Source organism: Streptomyces mesophilus, from assembly GCF_040300965.1.
GTDB classification, from domain to species: Bacteria; Actinomycetota; Actinomycetes; order Streptomycetales; family Streptomycetaceae; genus Streptomyces; species Streptomyces mesophilus_A.
In genome coordinates this window covers 1-16107 of record NZ_JBEPEW010000039.1, presented here as the reverse complement: position 1 = coordinate 16107, position 16107 = coordinate 1, and the positions used below count along the sequence as shown (strand labels likewise).

General features: G+C 70.4%; 12 protein-coding genes and 1 pseudogene. 4 read left to right on the top strand and 9 right to left on the bottom strand.

The features are described from left to right. Nucleotides 1-266: 266 nt before the first annotated feature. Together ABT367_RS16455 and ABT367_RS16450 are read right to left on the bottom strand one after the other, a co-directional pair. Entirely contained in the window at nt 267-1199 is a 933-nt protein-coding gene (locus ABT367_RS16455; protein ID WP_352253785.1) for a ketopantoate reductase family protein, read from the bottom strand. A 254-nt stretch (nt 1200-1453) separates the two neighbouring features. After that, nucleotides 1454-2497 carry an NAD(P)-dependent alcohol dehydrogenase gene (locus ABT367_RS16450; protein ID WP_352253784.1) on the bottom strand — a complete coding sequence of 348 codons (1044 nt, stop codon included), beginning with the start codon at nt 2495-2497 and terminating at the stop codon, nt 1454-1456. Nucleotides 2498-2701: 204 nt separating this feature from the next. Here ABT367_RS16450 and ABT367_RS16445 point away from each other — a divergent pair, with 204 nt between their 5' ends. Beyond that, nucleotides 2702-3646: a helix-turn-helix transcriptional regulator gene (locus ABT367_RS16445; RefSeq protein WP_352253783.1), complete on the top strand. Its 945-nt coding sequence runs from the start codon at nt 2702-2704 to the stop codon at nt 3644-3646. Between the two features lie 26 nt (nt 3647-3672). Here the strand turns inward: ABT367_RS16445 and ABT367_RS16440 are convergent, their stop codons facing one another. The 6 genes from ABT367_RS16440 to ABT367_RS16415 all read right to left on the bottom strand — a co-directional run bounded on the left by ABT367_RS16440 (nt 3673) and on the right by ABT367_RS16415 (nt 12656). Beyond that, nucleotides 3673-4452, bottom strand: a complete 780-nt coding sequence (locus ABT367_RS16440; protein ID WP_352253782.1) for a group II truncated hemoglobin — start codon at nt 4450-4452, stop codon at nt 3673-3675. A 99-nt stretch (nt 4453-4551) separates the two neighbouring features. Continuing rightward, the gene (locus tag ABT367_RS16435) at nt 4552-7962 is read right to left on the bottom strand and encodes a S8 family peptidase (protein WP_352253781.1); all 3411 of its coding nucleotides are present in this window, start codon (nt 7960-7962) and stop codon (nt 4552-4554) included. A gap of 290 nt (nt 7963-8252) precedes the next feature. Continuing rightward, nucleotides 8253-8936 carry an ABC transporter ATP-binding protein gene (locus ABT367_RS16430; protein WP_352253780.1) on the bottom strand — a complete coding sequence of 228 codons (684 nt, stop codon included), beginning with the start codon at nt 8934-8936 and terminating at the stop codon, nt 8253-8255. A gap of 68 nt (nt 8937-9004) precedes the next feature. Next, nucleotides 9005-10465, bottom strand: a complete 1461-nt coding sequence (locus tag ABT367_RS16425) for an ABC transporter permease (RefSeq protein WP_352253779.1) — start codon at nt 10463-10465, stop codon at nt 9005-9007. A 171-nt stretch (nt 10466-10636) separates the two neighbouring features. After that, entirely contained in the window at nt 10637-11893 is a 1257-nt protein-coding gene (locus ABT367_RS16420; protein WP_352253778.1) for a L,D-transpeptidase, read from the bottom strand. A gap of 220 nt (nt 11894-12113) precedes the next feature. After that, nucleotides 12114-12656: a hypothetical protein gene (locus ABT367_RS16415; RefSeq protein WP_352253777.1), complete on the bottom strand. Its 543-nt coding sequence runs from the start codon at nt 12654-12656 to the stop codon at nt 12114-12116. Between the two features lie 132 nt (nt 12657-12788). Between ABT367_RS16415 and ABT367_RS16410 the strand changes: the two genes are divergently transcribed. Continuing rightward, nucleotides 12789-13127 carry an LAETG motif-containing sortase-dependent surface protein gene (locus tag ABT367_RS16410; protein WP_352253776.1) on the top strand — a complete coding sequence of 113 codons (339 nt, stop codon included), beginning with the start codon at nt 12789-12791 and terminating at the stop codon, nt 13125-13127. A gap of 60 nt (nt 13128-13187) precedes the next feature. On the opposite strand, the gene ABT367_RS16405 is transcribed toward ABT367_RS16410, so the two are convergent. Beyond that, entirely contained in the window at nt 13188-13997 is an 810-nt protein-coding gene (locus ABT367_RS16405) for an enoyl-CoA hydratase/isomerase family protein (protein ID WP_352253775.1), read from the bottom strand. 149 nt (nt 13998-14146) lie between these two features. Between ABT367_RS16405 and hutH the strand changes: the two genes are divergently transcribed. Both hutH and ABT367_RS16395 read left to right on the top strand, forming a co-directional pair. Then, on the top strand, nt 14147-15685 hold the full coding sequence (gene hutH, locus ABT367_RS16400) for a histidine ammonia-lyase (protein WP_352253828.1): 1539 nt from the start codon (nt 14147-14149) through the stop codon (nt 15683-15685). Between the two features lie 57 nt (nt 15686-15742). After that, nucleotides 15743-16107 (top strand): annotated as a pseudogene (locus ABT367_RS16395) (diguanylate cyclase); the annotation flags it as partial.

Sequence of the window (16107 nt, the reverse complement as noted above, 5' to 3'; positions counted from 1 at the left end):
CGGGTCACTCCGTCGCGGGGCGCCTGACGACCGGCGATTCTGGCATGCGCCGGGGCCGTCCGACCAGGCGCGTCCGGTGCGCGTACCGTGCGCGTCCGGTGCGCCCGGCCGCCTGTTGTCCCTGATCCGGGGGGACGGGGGCGAGGGCCGGGGGGCCAGAGGCCGGGGGGCGGAGGACGGCCGGGGCACCCCATCGGGGGAGGGTGCCCCGGCCGAGCCGGTCCCGCCGGACCCGTACGGGGCAGGGCCCACCGCCCCGCCGGCGGCTACTGCCCGCCACTCGCCCGGTGCTCATGCACCCGCAGCTGCAGCGTCGCCAGATCGAGCAGCGGCGTGGCCACGTCCAACGCCCGTGCCCGCGCGGTGAGATCGCCGAAGAGATGCTCGGCCTCGGTCGGCCGGCCGTCGACCACATCCCGGTACAGGGACGGGACCAGCGACGAACCCTGGGTCGTCACCACGGTCCGTGTGAAGGCCAGTTCGTCCGACGGCACCGGATGCCCCGCCGCCGCCGCGACCGCCGCCGCCTCGGCGATGAGCGCCGGGCCGAGCGAGGACCCGCCCGGGACCGCGTTCAGGTCGCCCACCGTGCCGCGCCCGAGGCAGGTGAGCGCCCCCATCGTCACGATGAAGGCCCACTTGGACCACATCGCCCCGAGCGCGTCCGCCGACGCAACGGCATCGATACCGGGTACGTCGAGGACCTCCCGTATCTCCTCCACCCTCTTCGAGAGGCCGCCCGCCTGCTCGCCGAACGTCAGCTGGGACAGCGGCGCGAGACGGACGATGTCGCCCTCGGGCGTGAGCGTCGTGACGACCTTGACCACACCGCCGAGCACCGCGTCCGCGCCGAACTCCGCGGTGAGGCGGTCGACATGGGCCAGTCCGTTGAGGAACGGCATGATCGTGGTCGAGGGTCCGACCGCCGGCCGTATCGCCTCGACGGCCGCGCCCAGGGCGGTCGCCTTCACGGCGAGCAGGATCAGGTCGTACGGCTCGGAAAGCTCCTCCGCCAGGGCCAGTTGGGGCGTCAGGGGCTCCCAGTCCTCCGTGCCCTTGCCCGTGATGCGCAGACCGCGTGAGCGCAGGACCGAGGCGCGTCCCGGGCGGACGAGGAAGGTCACGTCGCGGTCCGCCCGGGCGAGCAGCGCGCCGAAGTAGCCGCCCGTGGCGCCGGCTCCGACTACCAGGATCTTCATGGAGTTCCCCTTCGAGCTTGCGAGTTCCGCGTCCCGTGTTCCGGGATCGCGTTCCGGTCCGAGTGAATCATGGCCCTCCGATCCGCACACCGAAGGACCGGCTCCTGAGATACGTACGCCGAGGGCCCGGCTCCCTATGACAGGAACCGGGCCCAACTCACGTACGGCGCAAGAGACTCACGCACAGCAAGAGACTCACGTACGGCGCAAGAGACTCACGTAGGGCTCAAGGGCTCACGTACGGCGCAAGGACGTCAGATCGTGGCGGTGTCGATCACGAAGCGGTAGCGGACGTCCGAGGCGAGGACGCGCTCGTACGCCTCGTTGATCTTGTCCGCCGGGATGACCTCGATCTCCGCGCCGAAGCCGTGCGAGGCGCAGAAGTCCAGCATCTCCTGGGTCTCCGCGATACCGCCGATCATCGAGCCCGCCAGGGTCTTGCGGCCGCCGATGACCGAGAAGAGGTTGAGCGAGACGGGCTCCTCGGGGGCGCCGACGTTGGCGAAGACGCCGTCGACCTTCAGGAGCGACAGGTACTGGTCGAGCGGGAGCGGGGCCGAGACCGTGGAGACGATCAGGTCGAAGGTGCCGGCCAGCTCCTCGAAGGTCGCCGGGTCGCTGGTGGCGTAGTAGTGGTCGGCGCCCAGGCGCTCGCCGTCGGCCTTCTTGCGCAGCGACTGCGAGAGCACGGTGACCTCGGCGCCGAGCGCGTGGGCGATCTTGACGCCCATGTGGCCGAGCCCGCCGAGGCCGACGATGGCGACCTTCTTGCCGGGGCCCGCGTTCCAGTGCTTGAGCGGGGAGTAGAGGGTGATGCCCGCGCACAGGAGGGGCGCGGCCACGTCGAGGTCGATGCCCTCGGGGATGCGGACCGCGTAGTTCTCGTCGACGACGAGGTGCGTGGAGTAGCCGCCGTAGGTGGGCTCGCCGTTCTTGTCGAGCGCGTTGTACGTGCCGGTCATGCCGTTCACGCAGTACTGCTCCTGGCCGCGAAGGCAGTACTCGCACTCACGGCAGGAGTCCACGAAGCAGCCGACGCCCACCCGGTCGCCGACCTTGTACTTGGTGACGCCGGAGCCGACCTCGCCGACCACACCGGCGATCTCGTGGCCGGGCACCATCGGGAAGATGCCCTCGCCCCAGCCGTCGCGGGCCTGGTGGATGTCGGAGTGGCAGATGCCGGCGTACTTGATGTCGATCAGGACGTCGTGCGCACCCAGCGCCCGGCGCTCGATGGTGGTGCGCTCCAGGGGGGCGTTGGCGGCGGGGGCGGCGTAGGCGGCGACGGTGGTGCTCATGGTCGGGGGTTCCCCTCGTGGTGATCGAGTTCGTGCGTCTCGTGGTGATCGAGTCGGCGCGTCTCGTGGTGATCGAGTTGCTGCGTCGATACGAGAGTGCAGGACCCGCAGGGTGCTACCCAGCCCACTGTTGTGCCTACGTCCGGTGTTCCTACTACTGGCAGGGTCAGGATCCGTGCGTACGGCGGAGTGATACTGGATCGCATGACTGATCAGGAACCCGCCTCGGCCGACGCCCCCTCGACCGGCGCTCCCGCCGCCGACGCCGCCCTCGACCGGCGTGCTGAGCTGAGCGAGTTCCTGCGCACCCGCCGGGCCCGTATCAAGCCCTCCGACGTGGGCCTGCCGGACTACGGGAACCGGCGCCGGGTGCCGGGCCTCAGGCGCGAGGAGCTCTCGCAGCTCGCCGGGGTCTCGGTGGCGTACTACACCCGTCTCGAGCAGGGCAACGGCGCGAATGTGTCGACGGAGATCCTGGAGGCGATCTCACGGGCCCTGCGTCTCACCGACGCCGAGCACGCCCATCTGCTGCATCTGACGAAGCCGAAGCAGCACAAGAAGAAGCGCCGCGGCGGCGCCCGGCAGCAGGTGCGGCCCGCGCTGCAGCAGCTGCTCGACGCGATGGAGGGCGTGCCCGCGTACATCGTGGGGCGGCGCACCGACATCCTGGCCTGGAACCGGGCCGCGGCCGCGCTCTTCGGCGATATCGCGTCCTGGAAGCCCGAGGACCGCAACTGGTCCCGGATGATCTTTCTGAACCCGCAGGTCAAGGCCCTGTTCGTGAACCCGGAGCAGAAGGCGAGCGACGTCGTCAGCTATCTGCGGATGGACGCGGGCTGCCACCCCGACGATCCGGAACTCTCCGCGCTCGTCGGACAGCTCTCCGTGAAGAGCGAGGAGTTCCGGCGGCTGTGGGCCGCGCACGACGTCAAGGAGAAGGGCCACGGCACGAAGGTCCTGCGCCACCCGCTGGTGGGCGAGCTGACCCTCTCGTACGAGACGCTCCAGCTGGCCGATGACGGGGAGCAGTGCCTGTCCACGTATCACGCGGAGCCGGGTTCGCCCTCGGCCGAGGCGCTGCGCCTGCTGGTCAGCTGGGGCGCGGACGCGACGGCCGAGCGCACCTCCCACGCGAACGATCAGGGCTGACGGCGCACCACCAGCCCGCGCGAAGGTCAGGGCTGATACGGACCGCCCGGCACGCCCCAGCCCCAGTACGGCATCGGCTGGACGGGCGGGCAGTCCTCGTCGGAAACGTCGTTGGAGTAGTAGAGCGCCATCCGGGTGCCCCACTCGATGTAGGCGACGAACGCCGAGCGGAACTCGGGGTCGCCCGGCAGCTCCACCTCGTCGGCCGCGTCCAGGATCAGGTTCACCCAGCGCCTGCGCTGTGCCTCGGTGATGTGTTTGCCGAGGTGCTTGGTGGCCATGTGCTGGTGGCCGCCGTGCTGTTCGCTGTAGGTCTTCGGGCCGCCGAAGACCTCCGCGAGCCAGGCCCCGACATGCCGCGCGTGCTCGGCCGGCAGCTCCCGGAACAGCCCGCCGAGCAGGTCGTCCCCGACCACCCGGGCGTAGAAGGCCTCGGTCAGCCGGTCGAAGACCTTCGCGCCGCCGGCCCACGCGTACAGCGACGGCACCGCCGCGCCCTGCCCGGCCACCCCGGTCGGGGCGTAGTGCCGCATCTCGGTGATGTCCTTCACGTACGGGCTGATCTCGGCGAAGAACGCGCGGAACTCCGCGGAGGCGCGGAAGGTCTCGATGTGGTCGCCGGTGGAGGTCCAGGTGATCCGCAGGATGAAGGACTCGGGCTCCTCCTCGCAGCGCCGCAGCTCGTAGTCGACGCATTGCGGGGAGGCGGCGAGGGGCTGGGCGGCGCGCTCGTAGGCGGCGATGAAGGCTTCGGCGCCGTCCGCGGGGATGGTGTAGCGGATGTACTCGACAGTCCGGCTGCTCATGTCAGGGACAGTACGTCACGCATACGGCCCGCAGGAACCACGAAGGTCCCTGCGGGCCGCATCAACTCGCCTTGCAGGAGGCGCTGTTGGGCGATCGGCCTACTTTCCGTAGTACGCGTCGTAGACCCACATCGCCGTGGTGTTGCCCTGCTTGTCGCTGATCTTCGCGTGGAAGGAGACGGACTTGCCCTTGGCCGGGTTGGCGAACTCGACCTTTCCGCCGTTCACGGCCGGCTTCCGCCATGTCCTGCCCTGGTCGTAACTCACGTACACGGCCAGCGACTTGAGGTTCTCGCCACCCGCAGCACCCTGCACGGTCACCGGCATGCTCATCCGCCGGCCGGCGGGTGCCGTCCCGTCCAGGGCGAGCGCGGGTGCGAAACGGGCCACCGAAACGGGCAGCTGGGTGTCCTCCGCGACCTCCTTCGACCGGAAGGTGAAGGCGGTCTTCAGCCGGCTGGACACCTTGCCGCCCGCGAGGTCCCGCGACGCGTGGCTGATGAGTTTGTACGAGGCTTCGCCGGCCGGAACCTCGAAGGACCCCTCACCGGGGTAGCCGTCCCCGCCCGGGTAGCCGTCCAGCGGGTTGTCGTTCTCGCCGATCTTCGTGCCGTCGCGGTAGAGCTCCGTCCTCACCGACGCGTAACGCACAAAGCCCTCGTGGCCTTCGCCGTCGGTGTAGAGCGGCATATGGCCGTAGATCTCGTTGCCCTTGCGGAAGACGCCGAGGCGGAAGTCCGAGTCCGCTTTCGGCCCGAACACGGCGTGGTTCACCTGCGTGCGGTACGTCCTGCCCGGCTCGTACACCCGGAAGGTCGCCAGGTTGTACTGCGTGTCCGCCCTCGGGTCACCGAACTCGTCCGGCTCGCCCAGCTGCTGGAAGTCCACCTGCCACATGGTGTTGTTGTGGGTCGAGACATACACCGTGCGGATGCCCGGCAGATCCTGGCGCGGTGTGATCGCCGAGGCCGACGCGGCGCCCGGCATGAAGCCCATGGCCATCACCGCACCGCTCTTCCCTGTGGCGGACGAGCCCATTTCGATCCTCAGGGTGGCCAGTTCGCCCGGCTTCACGTGCTTGGTCCAGCCGGTCGCGAGCCGGGTGACCTCGCCGCCGTAGATCAGGGAGTAGTGGCTCGCAGCGTCCTTCACGAAGTGGCCGTCGAAGGACTGGGTGAGCCCTTCGGCCATCTCGGGTCCGAGGTGCGCCGTACGGAACCCGGTGTAGCCCCGCCCGTTGAGGAACATCCAGCCGAAGGTGTACGGGCGCAGCGCCGTCGTGACCGTGAATTCGGTGTTCGCGAACTCGGCGGGAGCCGTGACCCCGGGCGCCGTGAGGTCGACCGGCTTCGCCTGCCGGGCGTCCACGGTGACCGTGGTGTCCTCGGTGACGGAGAGCTTCGGCTGGGCGATCCAGTCGATGCCCTCGGGCTCCTCGTAACTGCCGGTCCTGATGTCCGCGTTGAGGACGTAATCCCCCTTGGGGACACGGAGGATGACGTCGCCGGCTTCGTCGACCGCGGAGAACTGCTCGCCCTCGGAGGGGCCTGAGGTGCCCACGAGCCGGTTGGAGAAGTACTGCGCCTGCTGTCCGTCGCGGCCGATGTTCCTGATCGTGACGTCGTAGGACTCCGCCTCGCGCTGCACGGCGGCCGCCGTACGCACGCTCAGGCCGCCGCCGCTCGCCGTGACGTACGCCGTGTACGCACCGTGCAGCGTGCCGCCGAGCCGGGTGTCTGCGGTCAGGCCGACCGAAGCGGTGCCGCCCGCCGGGACGGTCACCTGGTCCGCGCCCAGCGCGAAGAAGTCCGCCGGGGCCGCTTCGCCCCCGGGGGCGAGGCCACTGACCGAGAGGTCGAGGGTGACGTCGGTGGCGCCCGGATTCCGGTACGTGAGCTTCTCCGTGAGCAGCGGATCATCCGCGTGCGGATACTCGGCCACCCCGAAGGACAGCGACACGGGGTCGGCGAACACGCTCTGCCGCATGGCCTGTTCGACTTGGATCCGTCCCGCGCCCTGCTCGAACGGCGTGTACGCGCCGCCCTTCGCCGAACCCGTGAGCACGCCCTTGAGCTCCGTGTACGTCCAGTCCGGGTGCTGCTGCTTGAGCAGGGCCGCGGCGCCGGCGACATGCGGAGTCGCCATCGACGTACCGGAGATCGTGAGGTATCCGGGTGCGGGGTGGGTGGCCTCCGGGTCGGAGTCGAGGACGCTGCCGGGCGCGGCGGCCGCCGTGATGCCGACACCGGGCGCCGTCACATCTGGTTTGACCGCGCCGTCGCCGACGCGCGGTCCCGTGGAGGAGAAGCCGGCCAGCTGCTCGTCCCCGTCGACGGCGCCGACGGTGAGCGCGGCGTCCGCGCTGCCCGGGGAGCCGAGCGTCCGCGGGCCCGCATTGCCCGAGGCGATGGCGAACAGGACGCCCCGCTCCTTCGCGTACGTGTTCACGGCCGCTTCGAGCGGGTCGGTTCCGGGGCTGTCCGGGCCGCCCAGACTGAGGTTGATGATGTCGGCGCCCTCGCCGACGGCCCACTCGATACCGGCGAGGATGGCGGAGTCCGTACCGTAGCCGTCGTCGTCGAGGACCTTGCCGCTCAGGAGCTCGGCGCCCGGGGCGACGCCCTTGTACGTGCCGCCGGACGCGGCACCGGTACCGGCCGCGATGGAGGCCACATGCGTACCGTGCCCGTGTTTGTCGGTGGCATCCGGTGCGGCCGAGAAGTTCTTCGCGGCGAAGACCTTGCCCTGGAGGTCCGCGTGCGTGGCGTCGACGCCGGTGTCAAGGACGGCGATCTTCACGCCCTTGCCGTCGTAGCCGGCCGCCGAGGCCTTGTCGGCTCCGATCTGCCGCACGCTCGTGTCGAGGCTCGCCTTGCGCACCCCGTCGAGCCAGATGCCGTCGATGCCGGAGGAGATGGCTCGGCCCCCGGGCCGCTCATCGGTCAGCGCGGCCCACAGTGCGGCCGCGTCGTCCTTCGGTGTGCTCAGGGCGTGGGCGTTCAGGGACTTCAGGGTCCTGCGGACCTTGGTCGCGCCCGCCTCCCGTACCTCCGACTTCGCGGCCGACGCCGCGCCCCGGTAGCCGACGATCAGCTCGAGGTCCTCGGTGTGCGCGCGCCCGGTCCGGGCCCTTGCCAACTCGGTGACGTCGAAGAGCCTGCTGTCGAGCTTGCCCCCGGCAATCAGACGCTCGGTGTCCACCGGCACGACGAGCGTGTGGCCGTCGACGCGCCGCACCTGGACCGGGATCTTCTCCCGGCCCTTCGCCGGCTCCATGCCGATCACGTCGCCCTTGTCGTCGACGGTCACACGGTCGCCCGTGATCAGCTGGATACGCCGGGTGGGTACGGGTTGCCGCTTGTCGCTCGAGTTCTGGACGCTCGCGGCCGAGGGCTCTGCCTGCGCGGGTGGAACCGCCGTCGCCGGCGGGCCGGTCAGGCCCACCACACAGACGACCGTCGCCGCGACGGCGATCGTGGACATGCCCGCCGACTTCACCTGTCTTCGCACGTCTCCCCCTGGAGATCAGTGGGCGGCGCCGCAGGTGGCGCACCCCCTTGCCCAGGGGTCGACGACCTCAACAGCAGTCTCGTCGTGCACGTGCTCCCCCCGGGGCTGGGGAGTATGGCGGGGGGAGCATACGTACTCAATAGCGGTGCATGGACGAGGAGTTGTCCCCTGTCCGGAGCCTGGCGTCCGACCCGGGCGGACCCGGTTCGTCCGGTCGGGGCGGACCCGGTTCGTCCGGTCGGGGGCCTCGGGCATCGGCCAGGATGCACCCGGTCATCGGCCAGGCGCCCTCACGCCCGCGCGTTCTCCGTCACGGTGAGCCGCCCCTTCCTGATCGTCGCGAGCCGTGGTGCACGCCGGGCGATCGCGCTGTCGTGCGTGACCATCACGAAGGTCAGACCGTGCTCCTTCCACAGCCCTTCGAGCAGCTCCATGATCTCGTCGCGCATCGACTCGTCGAGGTTTCCGGTGGGTTCGTCGGCGAGCAGGACCTTCGGGCGCTTCACCAACGCCCTTGCGATCGCGACGCGTTGCTGCTGGCCGCCGGACATCTCGCCGGGCAGATGGCCGAGCCGCTCCCCCAGGCCCACCGACTCCAGCGCCTCGGCGGCCCGTTCGCGGCGGTCCCTGGCCCTCAGCTTGAGGGGGACGAGGGCGGTCTCGACGTTCTCCTGTGCGGTGAGCGTCGGGATGAGGTTGAAGGACTGGAAGACGAAGCCGATGTTCTCGCTGCGCACCCGTGTCAGACGCGCTTCGGGGAGCGTGGCGAGATCGGTGCCGTCGAGTGCGACCTGCCCGGACGTGGGACGGTCGAGCCCGCCGAGCATCTGCAGGAGCGTGGACTTGCCGCCGCCGGTGGGGCCCTGGATGACCAGGCGGCCGCCGTCCTCGATGGTCAGATCGACGTCGGCGAGCGCCTGGACGGTGGCTTTGCCGCGGCGATAGGTCTTGGTGACGCCTCTGAGGTCGTACATGGTGGATGACTCCTGGAACTTTCGTCAGGCGTACGGGAGTTGGGGGCCGGTGCAGTCAGGGCCGGGGCCTACTCGACGCGGCGCAGGGCGTCAGCGGGGCGCAGCCGCGAGGCGCGCCAGCCGCCGAAGCCGCCCGCGATCAGACCGCCGCCGATGGCGAGAGCGGCCGCGAGCGCGATGGTCGCGAAGCTGACGGGGGCACTGAGCGCGATGTCGAGGGTGCGTTCGGCCGCGTCCTGCACCGGGCCGCCGCCACCGGGTCCCGCCACCCTGAGTCCGCCTCCGCCGCCGGGACCGCCCCCGCCCATGAGCCCGCCGCCGAGTTCGGCGGTCAGGGTCGGCGAGACGGCCGTGACCGCGTAGGCGCCCGCGAGGCCGGCGGCGATGCCGAGCGCGCCGCCGATCAGCCCGTTGACCAGGGCCTCGCCCACCACCTGCCGGGTGACACGGCCCGACTTCCAGCCGAGCGCCTTGAGCGTGCCGAACTCGCGGACGCGCCGGCTCACCGCCGAGGAGGTCAGCAGCCCGGCGACCAGGAAGGCCGCCGCGAGCACCGCGTACGAGAGCCACTTGCCGACGGTGGAGGCGAGACCCGCCGCCGTGTCCAGGGAGCCCGAGACGGTCTTGGCGAGGTCGGCCGAGGTGGTCACGGTGGTGTCCGGGACGTTGGTCTGGATCGCGTCCTTGACCGCGGAGATCGCCTGCGAGTCCGCGGCCTTCACGTACACCGTGGTGATCTTGTCCTTGGCGTCGGCGAGCGTCTGAGCCTGCTTCAGCGGGATGTAGACGTTGGCCGCGGGCTGGCCCTTGTCGGCCGTGGCGATCCCGACGACCTCGAACTTCTTGCCCTTGACCTTGACTTGGTCGCCGGTCGAGAGGTCTTCCTTCTTGGCGTACGCGGAGTCGAGCACTGCCACCTTCGCGTCGGTCTCGGACGACTTGAACGTACGGCCCTTCGTCAGCGTCGACGTGGTCAGCGGTCCGAGCTCCGGCTGGGTGACATCCGTACCGAAGACGGTGAAGGAGTTCACGCCGAAGTCGGCGCCGCCGCCGCGGACTTCACCGCTGCCGCCACTGCCCGGCTTGCCCGTCCCCGGCTGGGCCGGCTTCATCTCGCCGGGTTTGAAGTCGCCGCTCACCGAGATGCTGGTCAGGCTGAGTCCGCCGACCGCGTCCGCGACGCCGTCCTGCCGCGCGACCGTGTCGACGGTGGACATGCCGAGGGTCTCGAAGCCCTGCACCATCAGCATGTCGTCGGACTGCTCGCCGCCGTCCTTGCTCGCGTCGAACTTGAAGCGCGGCCGCGCGGCCGCCCCGCCCTCCTCCGGCTCCTCCTGCGCCTTGGTGACGGTCATGTCCGTACCGAGTCCGTAGAGCGATTCGAGGACCTCGCCCTGGGCCTGCTTCATGCCCGCGGAGACGGAGTTGACCACGATGACCAGAGCGATGCCGAGCGCGAGCCCGGAGGCGACGACGAGCGCCGCCTTTCTGCGACGGCGCAGCTCACGCCGCAAATAGGTGAAGAACATGCGGCTGAAGGTAGGAACGGCGCGTGATGGCGGGATAAGGGGCGCGTGAGAGCGCGATGAGAAGCCGTACACCGCTCAAATGCCCTGTCCCGTACGGACGGTGGCCCGCACCTCTCGCAAGAGGTGCGGGCCACCGGGGGTCCCTGGGGTGTGCTGCGGCAGGCGGGCCGATCAGGCCTGCGAGCCCGCCGTCCACTCGGACCAGCTCAGGTTCCAGCCGTTGAGACCGTTGTCCGGGGCGATGGTCTTGTCGCCGGTGTTCTTGACGATCACCACATCGCCGACCATCGAGTTGTCGTAGAACCAGGAGCCCGGAGTGCCCTTGTCGTTCGCACCCTTGGCGTCCGCCAGACCCACGCAGCCGTGGCTGGTGTTGGCGGAGCCGAAGATGGACTTGGCGCCCCAGTAGTTGCCGTGGATGAAGGTGCCGGAGGTCGACAGACGCATCGCGTGCGGCACGTCCTTGATGTCGTACTCGCCCTTGCCGTCGTCATCCGTGAAGCCGACCGTCGCACCGTTCATCCGGGTCTCCTTGAACTTCTCGGAGATCACCATCTGGCCTTCGTACGTCTTGTTGTCGGGCGCACCGGCGGAGATCGGGATGGTCTTGATGACCTTGCCGTCGCGGGTGACGGTCATCTGCTTGGTCTTGGCGTCGACCGTGGAGACCTGCGAGCGGCCGACCTTGAAGGTGATCGACTTCTGCTGCACGCCGTAGACACCGTCGGCGCCCTCGACGCCGTCCAGCTTCAGGTCGAGCGTGACGGTCGAGTTGGCCTTCCAGTAGTCCTCGGGACGGAAGTCGATCCGGGTCGAGTTGAACCAGTGGCCGACGACCTCCTGACCACTGCTGGAGGTGACCTTGATGCCCTTCTGGACATCGGCCTTGTTCTCGATCGCCTTGTCGAAGTTGATCGAGACCGGCATGCCCACACCGACGGTGGAGCCGTCCTCGGGCGTGAAGTTGCCGATGAAGCTGTTGGTGGGCGCGACCGTGGTGAACGTGGAGTTCTCGTGCGCCTCGCGGCCCTCGGAGTCCTTCGCGGCGACGCTGACCTTGTAGGTGGTCGCGCGCTCCAGCTGCGCGTCCGGCTTCCAGGTCTTCTTGTCGGCGGAGATCGAGCCCGCGACCTCGTCGCCCTCGCCGGTCGTCATGGTGACGCTGGTGAGGGTGCCGTCCTTGACGGTGACCTGGCCGGCGTTGTTGATCGACGCGTTCTTCTCGCCGTTCTTCGGCGACACGGATATTCGGGCGGCGGAGGTGTCCTTCGCGGCGGCCTCGTCGGCCTTCTCCTGCTGGGTCTCCTTGCCCTTGGCACCCTCGTCCCCGCTGCTGCAGGCCGAGAGTACAAGGACGCCGCCGAGCAGTGCGGACATGGCCACAAGGCCCCTGCGCCGCTTGCTGTCCGTCATCACACGCTTCTCCATCGTTGCCGAATCCCCGGATGCCCCGAAAGTCCCCGTTTGTCCCCGCGCGGAGTCAGACCCCGCACACCCTTACAACACGCGTACCACTTCGAGCGGTTCCAAATCCGGTGCGGATGTGGTCCAGGACACGTGCTCCCCGGCCGTTCCAGCAGGGACGACGCAGACGACGAAACCCCGGTCGGCGGGGTCCGCCGACCGGGGTTTCTACGCCACTTCGAGGTTACGCGCCCACCGGCGCCGCTCCATGGGCCCGGGTGTGATTCTCGTCCCCTTCGCCCTCTTCGAGCTCTTCGAACCCTTCGGACTCTTCCGCTCCGTATGCGGCTTCTTCCTCTCCGTACGCGAGGTCGTCCTCGTCGTGGTGAAGCTCGCCGTCCTCGTCCTCCCCGTGGTGAAGCTCGCCGTCCTCGTCCTCGTCGTACGGAAGCTCGCCGTCCTCGTACGCGAGGTCCCCGTCGAGGTCCTCCTCGTCCCACTCGGGGTCGTCGGGATCGTGGTCCACCGCCTCGCTGCTCCAGGAGGCCTGGGTCAGTTCGACGCCGGGGACCTCGGCGACCAGGTCGAAGGGATCGACGAGATAGGCCAGCGCCTCGGCCGCCTCCTCGCGCACGGCGGACTCGGCGTGCGTGCGCTCCTCCTCCGGCATGTACGCGTCCTCGCCGATCCGGTCGAGCGCTGCGCCGGTCAGGGAATCTTCGTCGGTGACCTCGAGGACGAGTTCCACGCGTAGCCGTACGAAACGGGATGTCTCAGGGGTGCTCATGAGCCGGAGCGTAAGCCGGAAGACGTCCTCCACTTTCGCGCGACCCGCTGTGTTCACTAGCATCGCCGCACACGGTGGGAGCCGGTCTTCGGAAGGCTCCCAAACCACCGGCACCACAAGGGGATCCACTCCGTGTCATCCGCACGCCGTTCACTGCTCACCGCCACCGCTGCCGGGTCCCTGCTCGGCGCCCTGTGGTTCGTCCCCTCGGCGACGGCCAGTGGGGAGCAGAAGGAGCGGGCCGCCGCGGACAGACACGAGACGTCGGCGCGTCCGGGTTCCGCTTCCGCACCCGGTTCCGGTTCCGCTTCCGGCGTGGAGGGGTTTTCGGCCACTTCCGCGGGCGACGCGACGCGGCTCGCGGAGACGGGGTCGACGGACACGACCCCGTATCTCGCGGGCGGGCTGACCTTTCTGATCTCCGGCGTGGGGATCTTCGCGCTCAGCAAGCGGCGGTTCGTCGGGGCCTGAGGGCCCCTTCAGCCCGCCCCACTCCCCCGGCCCCGCGAGCCCCCGGCGCCTTCAGCCCCCTCACTCCCCCGGCCACTGCGGCGTGCGCTTCTCGTTGAACGCCGCGACGCCCTCGGCCCGGTCGCCCGAGAAGGCGACGCTGCGCCAGGCCGCGTCCTCGACCTCGAGACCGGCCCGCAGATCGAGCCCGTGCCCGAGCCGCAGCGCGCGCTTGGCGGCGCGCAGTCCGACCGGCGAGTTGGCGGCGATACGGGAGGCGAGGGCGAGCGCCTCCGTACGGTCCCGGCCGGCCTCCACCAGCTGGTCGACCAGGCCCAACTCCCGTGCCTCCGCGGCCTCCAGGCGCCGCGCCGAGAAGATCAGCTCGGCGGCCCGTGCGGCACCCACACGGCGCGGGAGCAGCTGCGTACCGCCGCCGCCGGGGATGACGCCGACGGAGACCTCGGGCAGGCCGACGACGGCGGTGGAGTCGGCGACGATCAGGTCGCAGGACAGGGCGAGTTCGAACCCGCCGCCCAGGGCGAAGCCGTGCACGGCGGCGATGGTGGGCATCGGCAGCTCGAGTACGCCGGTGTAGGCGGCGCGGGCGACGGGGCGCTGGCGCAGCAGTTCGGCGTCGGTGAAGGAGTTGCGCTCCTTGAGGTCGGCACCGACGCAGAAGGCCCGCTCGTGCGAGGACGTGAGCACCACGACGCGGACGTCGCGGTCGGCGGACAGCGCGGCACAGGCCTCGCCGATCGCGCCGGCCATGGCGCTGGACACCGCGTTCATGGCCTTGGGCCGGTCGAGCACGAACTCGGCGACATACCCGTGCCGGCGTACGGCCACGAACTCGCCGTACCGCTCTTCCTGCGCCGCTGCTTCCGCCATGGGGGCCTCCTGGTTAACGTGCGTTCACCGACTTCGGCATCATGGCAGCAAGGCCGGTGAAATCAACCCCTGCCCCCGTAGGTAATGGGTGCTCCTCGAACTGACCAGTGACACATCCCGATTCAATCCGTAGGCTGCTGAATATGACTATGCACACCGTGGTGCTCGGGACGTCCGGCACGACCCCCGCCGACGTCATCGCCGTGGCACGTGAGAACGCCCGCGTCGAGCTGTCCCCCGAGGCCCTCACCGCCCTCGCCAAGGCCCGCGAGATCGTCGACGCGCTCGCCGCCAGGCCCGAGCCGGTCTACGGCGTCTCGACGGGCTTCGGCGCGCTCGCCACCCGCCACATCAGCACCGAACTCCGCGCGCAGCTCCAGCGCAACATCGTCCGCTCGCACGCGGCCGGCATGGGCCCGCACGTCGAGCGCGAGGTGGTCCGCGCGCTGATGTTCCTGCGTCTGAAGACGGTCTGCTCGGGCCACACCGGCGTACGCCCCGAGGTCGCGCAGACCATGGCGGACCTGCTGAACGCGGGCATCACCCCGGTCGTGCACGAGTACGGCTCCCTCGGCTGCTCCGGCGACCTCGCCCCGCTCTCGCACTGCGCACTCGCGTTGATGGGAGAGGGTGACGCGGAGGGCCCGGACGGTGTGGTCAAGCCCGCCGGCGAGCTGCTCGCCGCCCACGGCATCAAGCCCGTCGAACTGCGCGAGAAGGAGGGCCTCGCGCTCCTCAACGGCACCGACGGCATGCTCGGCATGCTGCTCATGGCCATCGACGACCTCGAGCGGCTCTACAAGAGCGCCGACGTCACGGCCGCCCTCTCCCTCGAGGCGCTGCTCGGCACCGACAAGGTGCTCGCGCCCGAGCTGCACGCGATCCGCCCGCACCCGGGCCAGGGCGCCTCGGCCGCCAACATGGCGGCGGTGCTTGCCGGTTCGGGCCTCACCGGCCACCACCAGGACGACGCCCCGCGGGTCCAGGACGCGTACTCGGTGCGCTGTGCCCCGCAGGTCGCGGGCGCGGGCCGCGACACCCTCGCGCACGCCGCCCTGGTCGCCTCGCGCGAGCTGGCCTCGGCCGTCGACAACCCGGTGGTCCTGCCCGACGGCCGCGTCGAGTCCAACGGCAACTTCCACGGCGCCCCCGTCGCGTACGTCCTCGACTTCCTCGCCATCGCCGCAGCCGACCTGGCGTCGATCGCCGAGCGCCGCACGGACCGCCTCCTCGACAAGAACCGCTCGCACGGTCTGCCGCCGTTCCTCGCGGACGACGCGGGCGTCGACTCGGGCCTGATGATCGCCCAGTACACGCAGGCCGCCCTGGTCAGCGAGATGAAGCGGCTCGCGGTGCCCGCATCGGCGGACTCGATCCCGTCCTCGGCGATGCAGGAGGACCACGTCTCCATGGGCTGGTCGGCGGCGCGCAAGCTCCGTACGGCGGTCGGGAATCTCGCGCGCGTCGTGGCCATCGAGCTGTACGCGGCGACCCGGGCGATCGAACTGCGCACCGGTCTGACCCCGGCGCCCGCCTCGGCCGCGGCGATCGCGGGCGCGCGGGCTGCGGGCGTCGAGGGCCCGGGTCCGGACCGCTACCTCTCGCCGGACCTGGCGGCGGCGGAGTCGTTCGTACGCGACGGTGCGCTGCTCGCCGCGGTGGAGAAGGTCACCGGACCGCTGGCGTAACCACCCGCCAACGCCCTAAAAGTCAGCAAACTTCCCATACCTCCCTAACCTAGGGAGATGGGACAGGAAGACCGGCTCGCCGGGGTCGTACGCGTGGCGCAGGCCATGGCCGCCGCGCACAGCCCGCGGGAGTCATGGCTGGCCGCCGCGCACGGCGCACAGCGCGCGCTCGGCGGCAGCTTCGCGGCCCTCTCCGTCTGGGAGCGGGAGCGCGGTCGCCTGAGGGTGCTGGTCAACGCGGGTGAACGGGCCGCCGGCGAGGAGGAGTTCCCGGACAACGAGACCTATCCGGTGCACCAGTTCCCGGAGATCACCGAGTTCCTGCACGAACGCTGGGCCGGCGGCGGCGAACCCAACGCCTGGGTGGAGACCGCCGAGGGCCCGGCCGGCGGGGCGGCCGGCTACTGCCACCAGCGCGTGGC

Coding starts and splice junctions, on each gene's coding strand:
- ABT367_RS16455 (WP_352253785.1), bottom strand. CDS start 1,199: ATGAAGATCCTGGTAGTCGGAGCCGGCGCCACGGGCGGCTACTTCGGC.
- ABT367_RS16450 (WP_352253784.1), bottom strand. CDS start 2,497: ATGAGCACCACCGTCGCCGCCTACGCCGCCCCCGCCGCCAACGCCCCC.
- ABT367_RS16445 (WP_352253783.1), top strand. CDS start 2,702: ATGACTGATCAGGAACCCGCCTCGGCCGACGCCCCCTCGACCGGCGCT.
- ABT367_RS16440 (WP_352253782.1), bottom strand. CDS start 4,452: ATGAGCAGCCGGACTGTCGAGTACATCCGCTACACCATCCCCGCGGAC.
- ABT367_RS16430 (WP_352253780.1), bottom strand. CDS start 8,936: ATGTACGACCTCAGAGGCGTCACCAAGACCTATCGCCGCGGCAAAGCC.
- ABT367_RS16425 (WP_352253779.1), bottom strand. CDS start 10,465: ATGTTCTTCACCTATTTGCGGCGTGAGCTGCGCCGTCGCAGAAAGGCG.
- ABT367_RS16420 (WP_352253778.1), bottom strand. CDS start 11,893: ATGGAGAAGCGTGTGATGACGGACAGCAAGCGGCGCAGGGGCCTTGTG.
- ABT367_RS16415 (WP_352253777.1), bottom strand. CDS start 12,656: ATGAGCACCCCTGAGACATCCCGTTTCGTACGGCTACGCGTGGAACTC.
- ABT367_RS16405 (WP_352253775.1), bottom strand. CDS start 13,997: ATGGCGGAAGCAGCGGCGCAGGAAGAGCGGTACGGCGAGTTCGTGGCC.
- hutH (WP_352253828.1), top strand. CDS start 14,147: ATGCACACCGTGGTGCTCGGGACGTCCGGCACGACCCCCGCCGACGTC.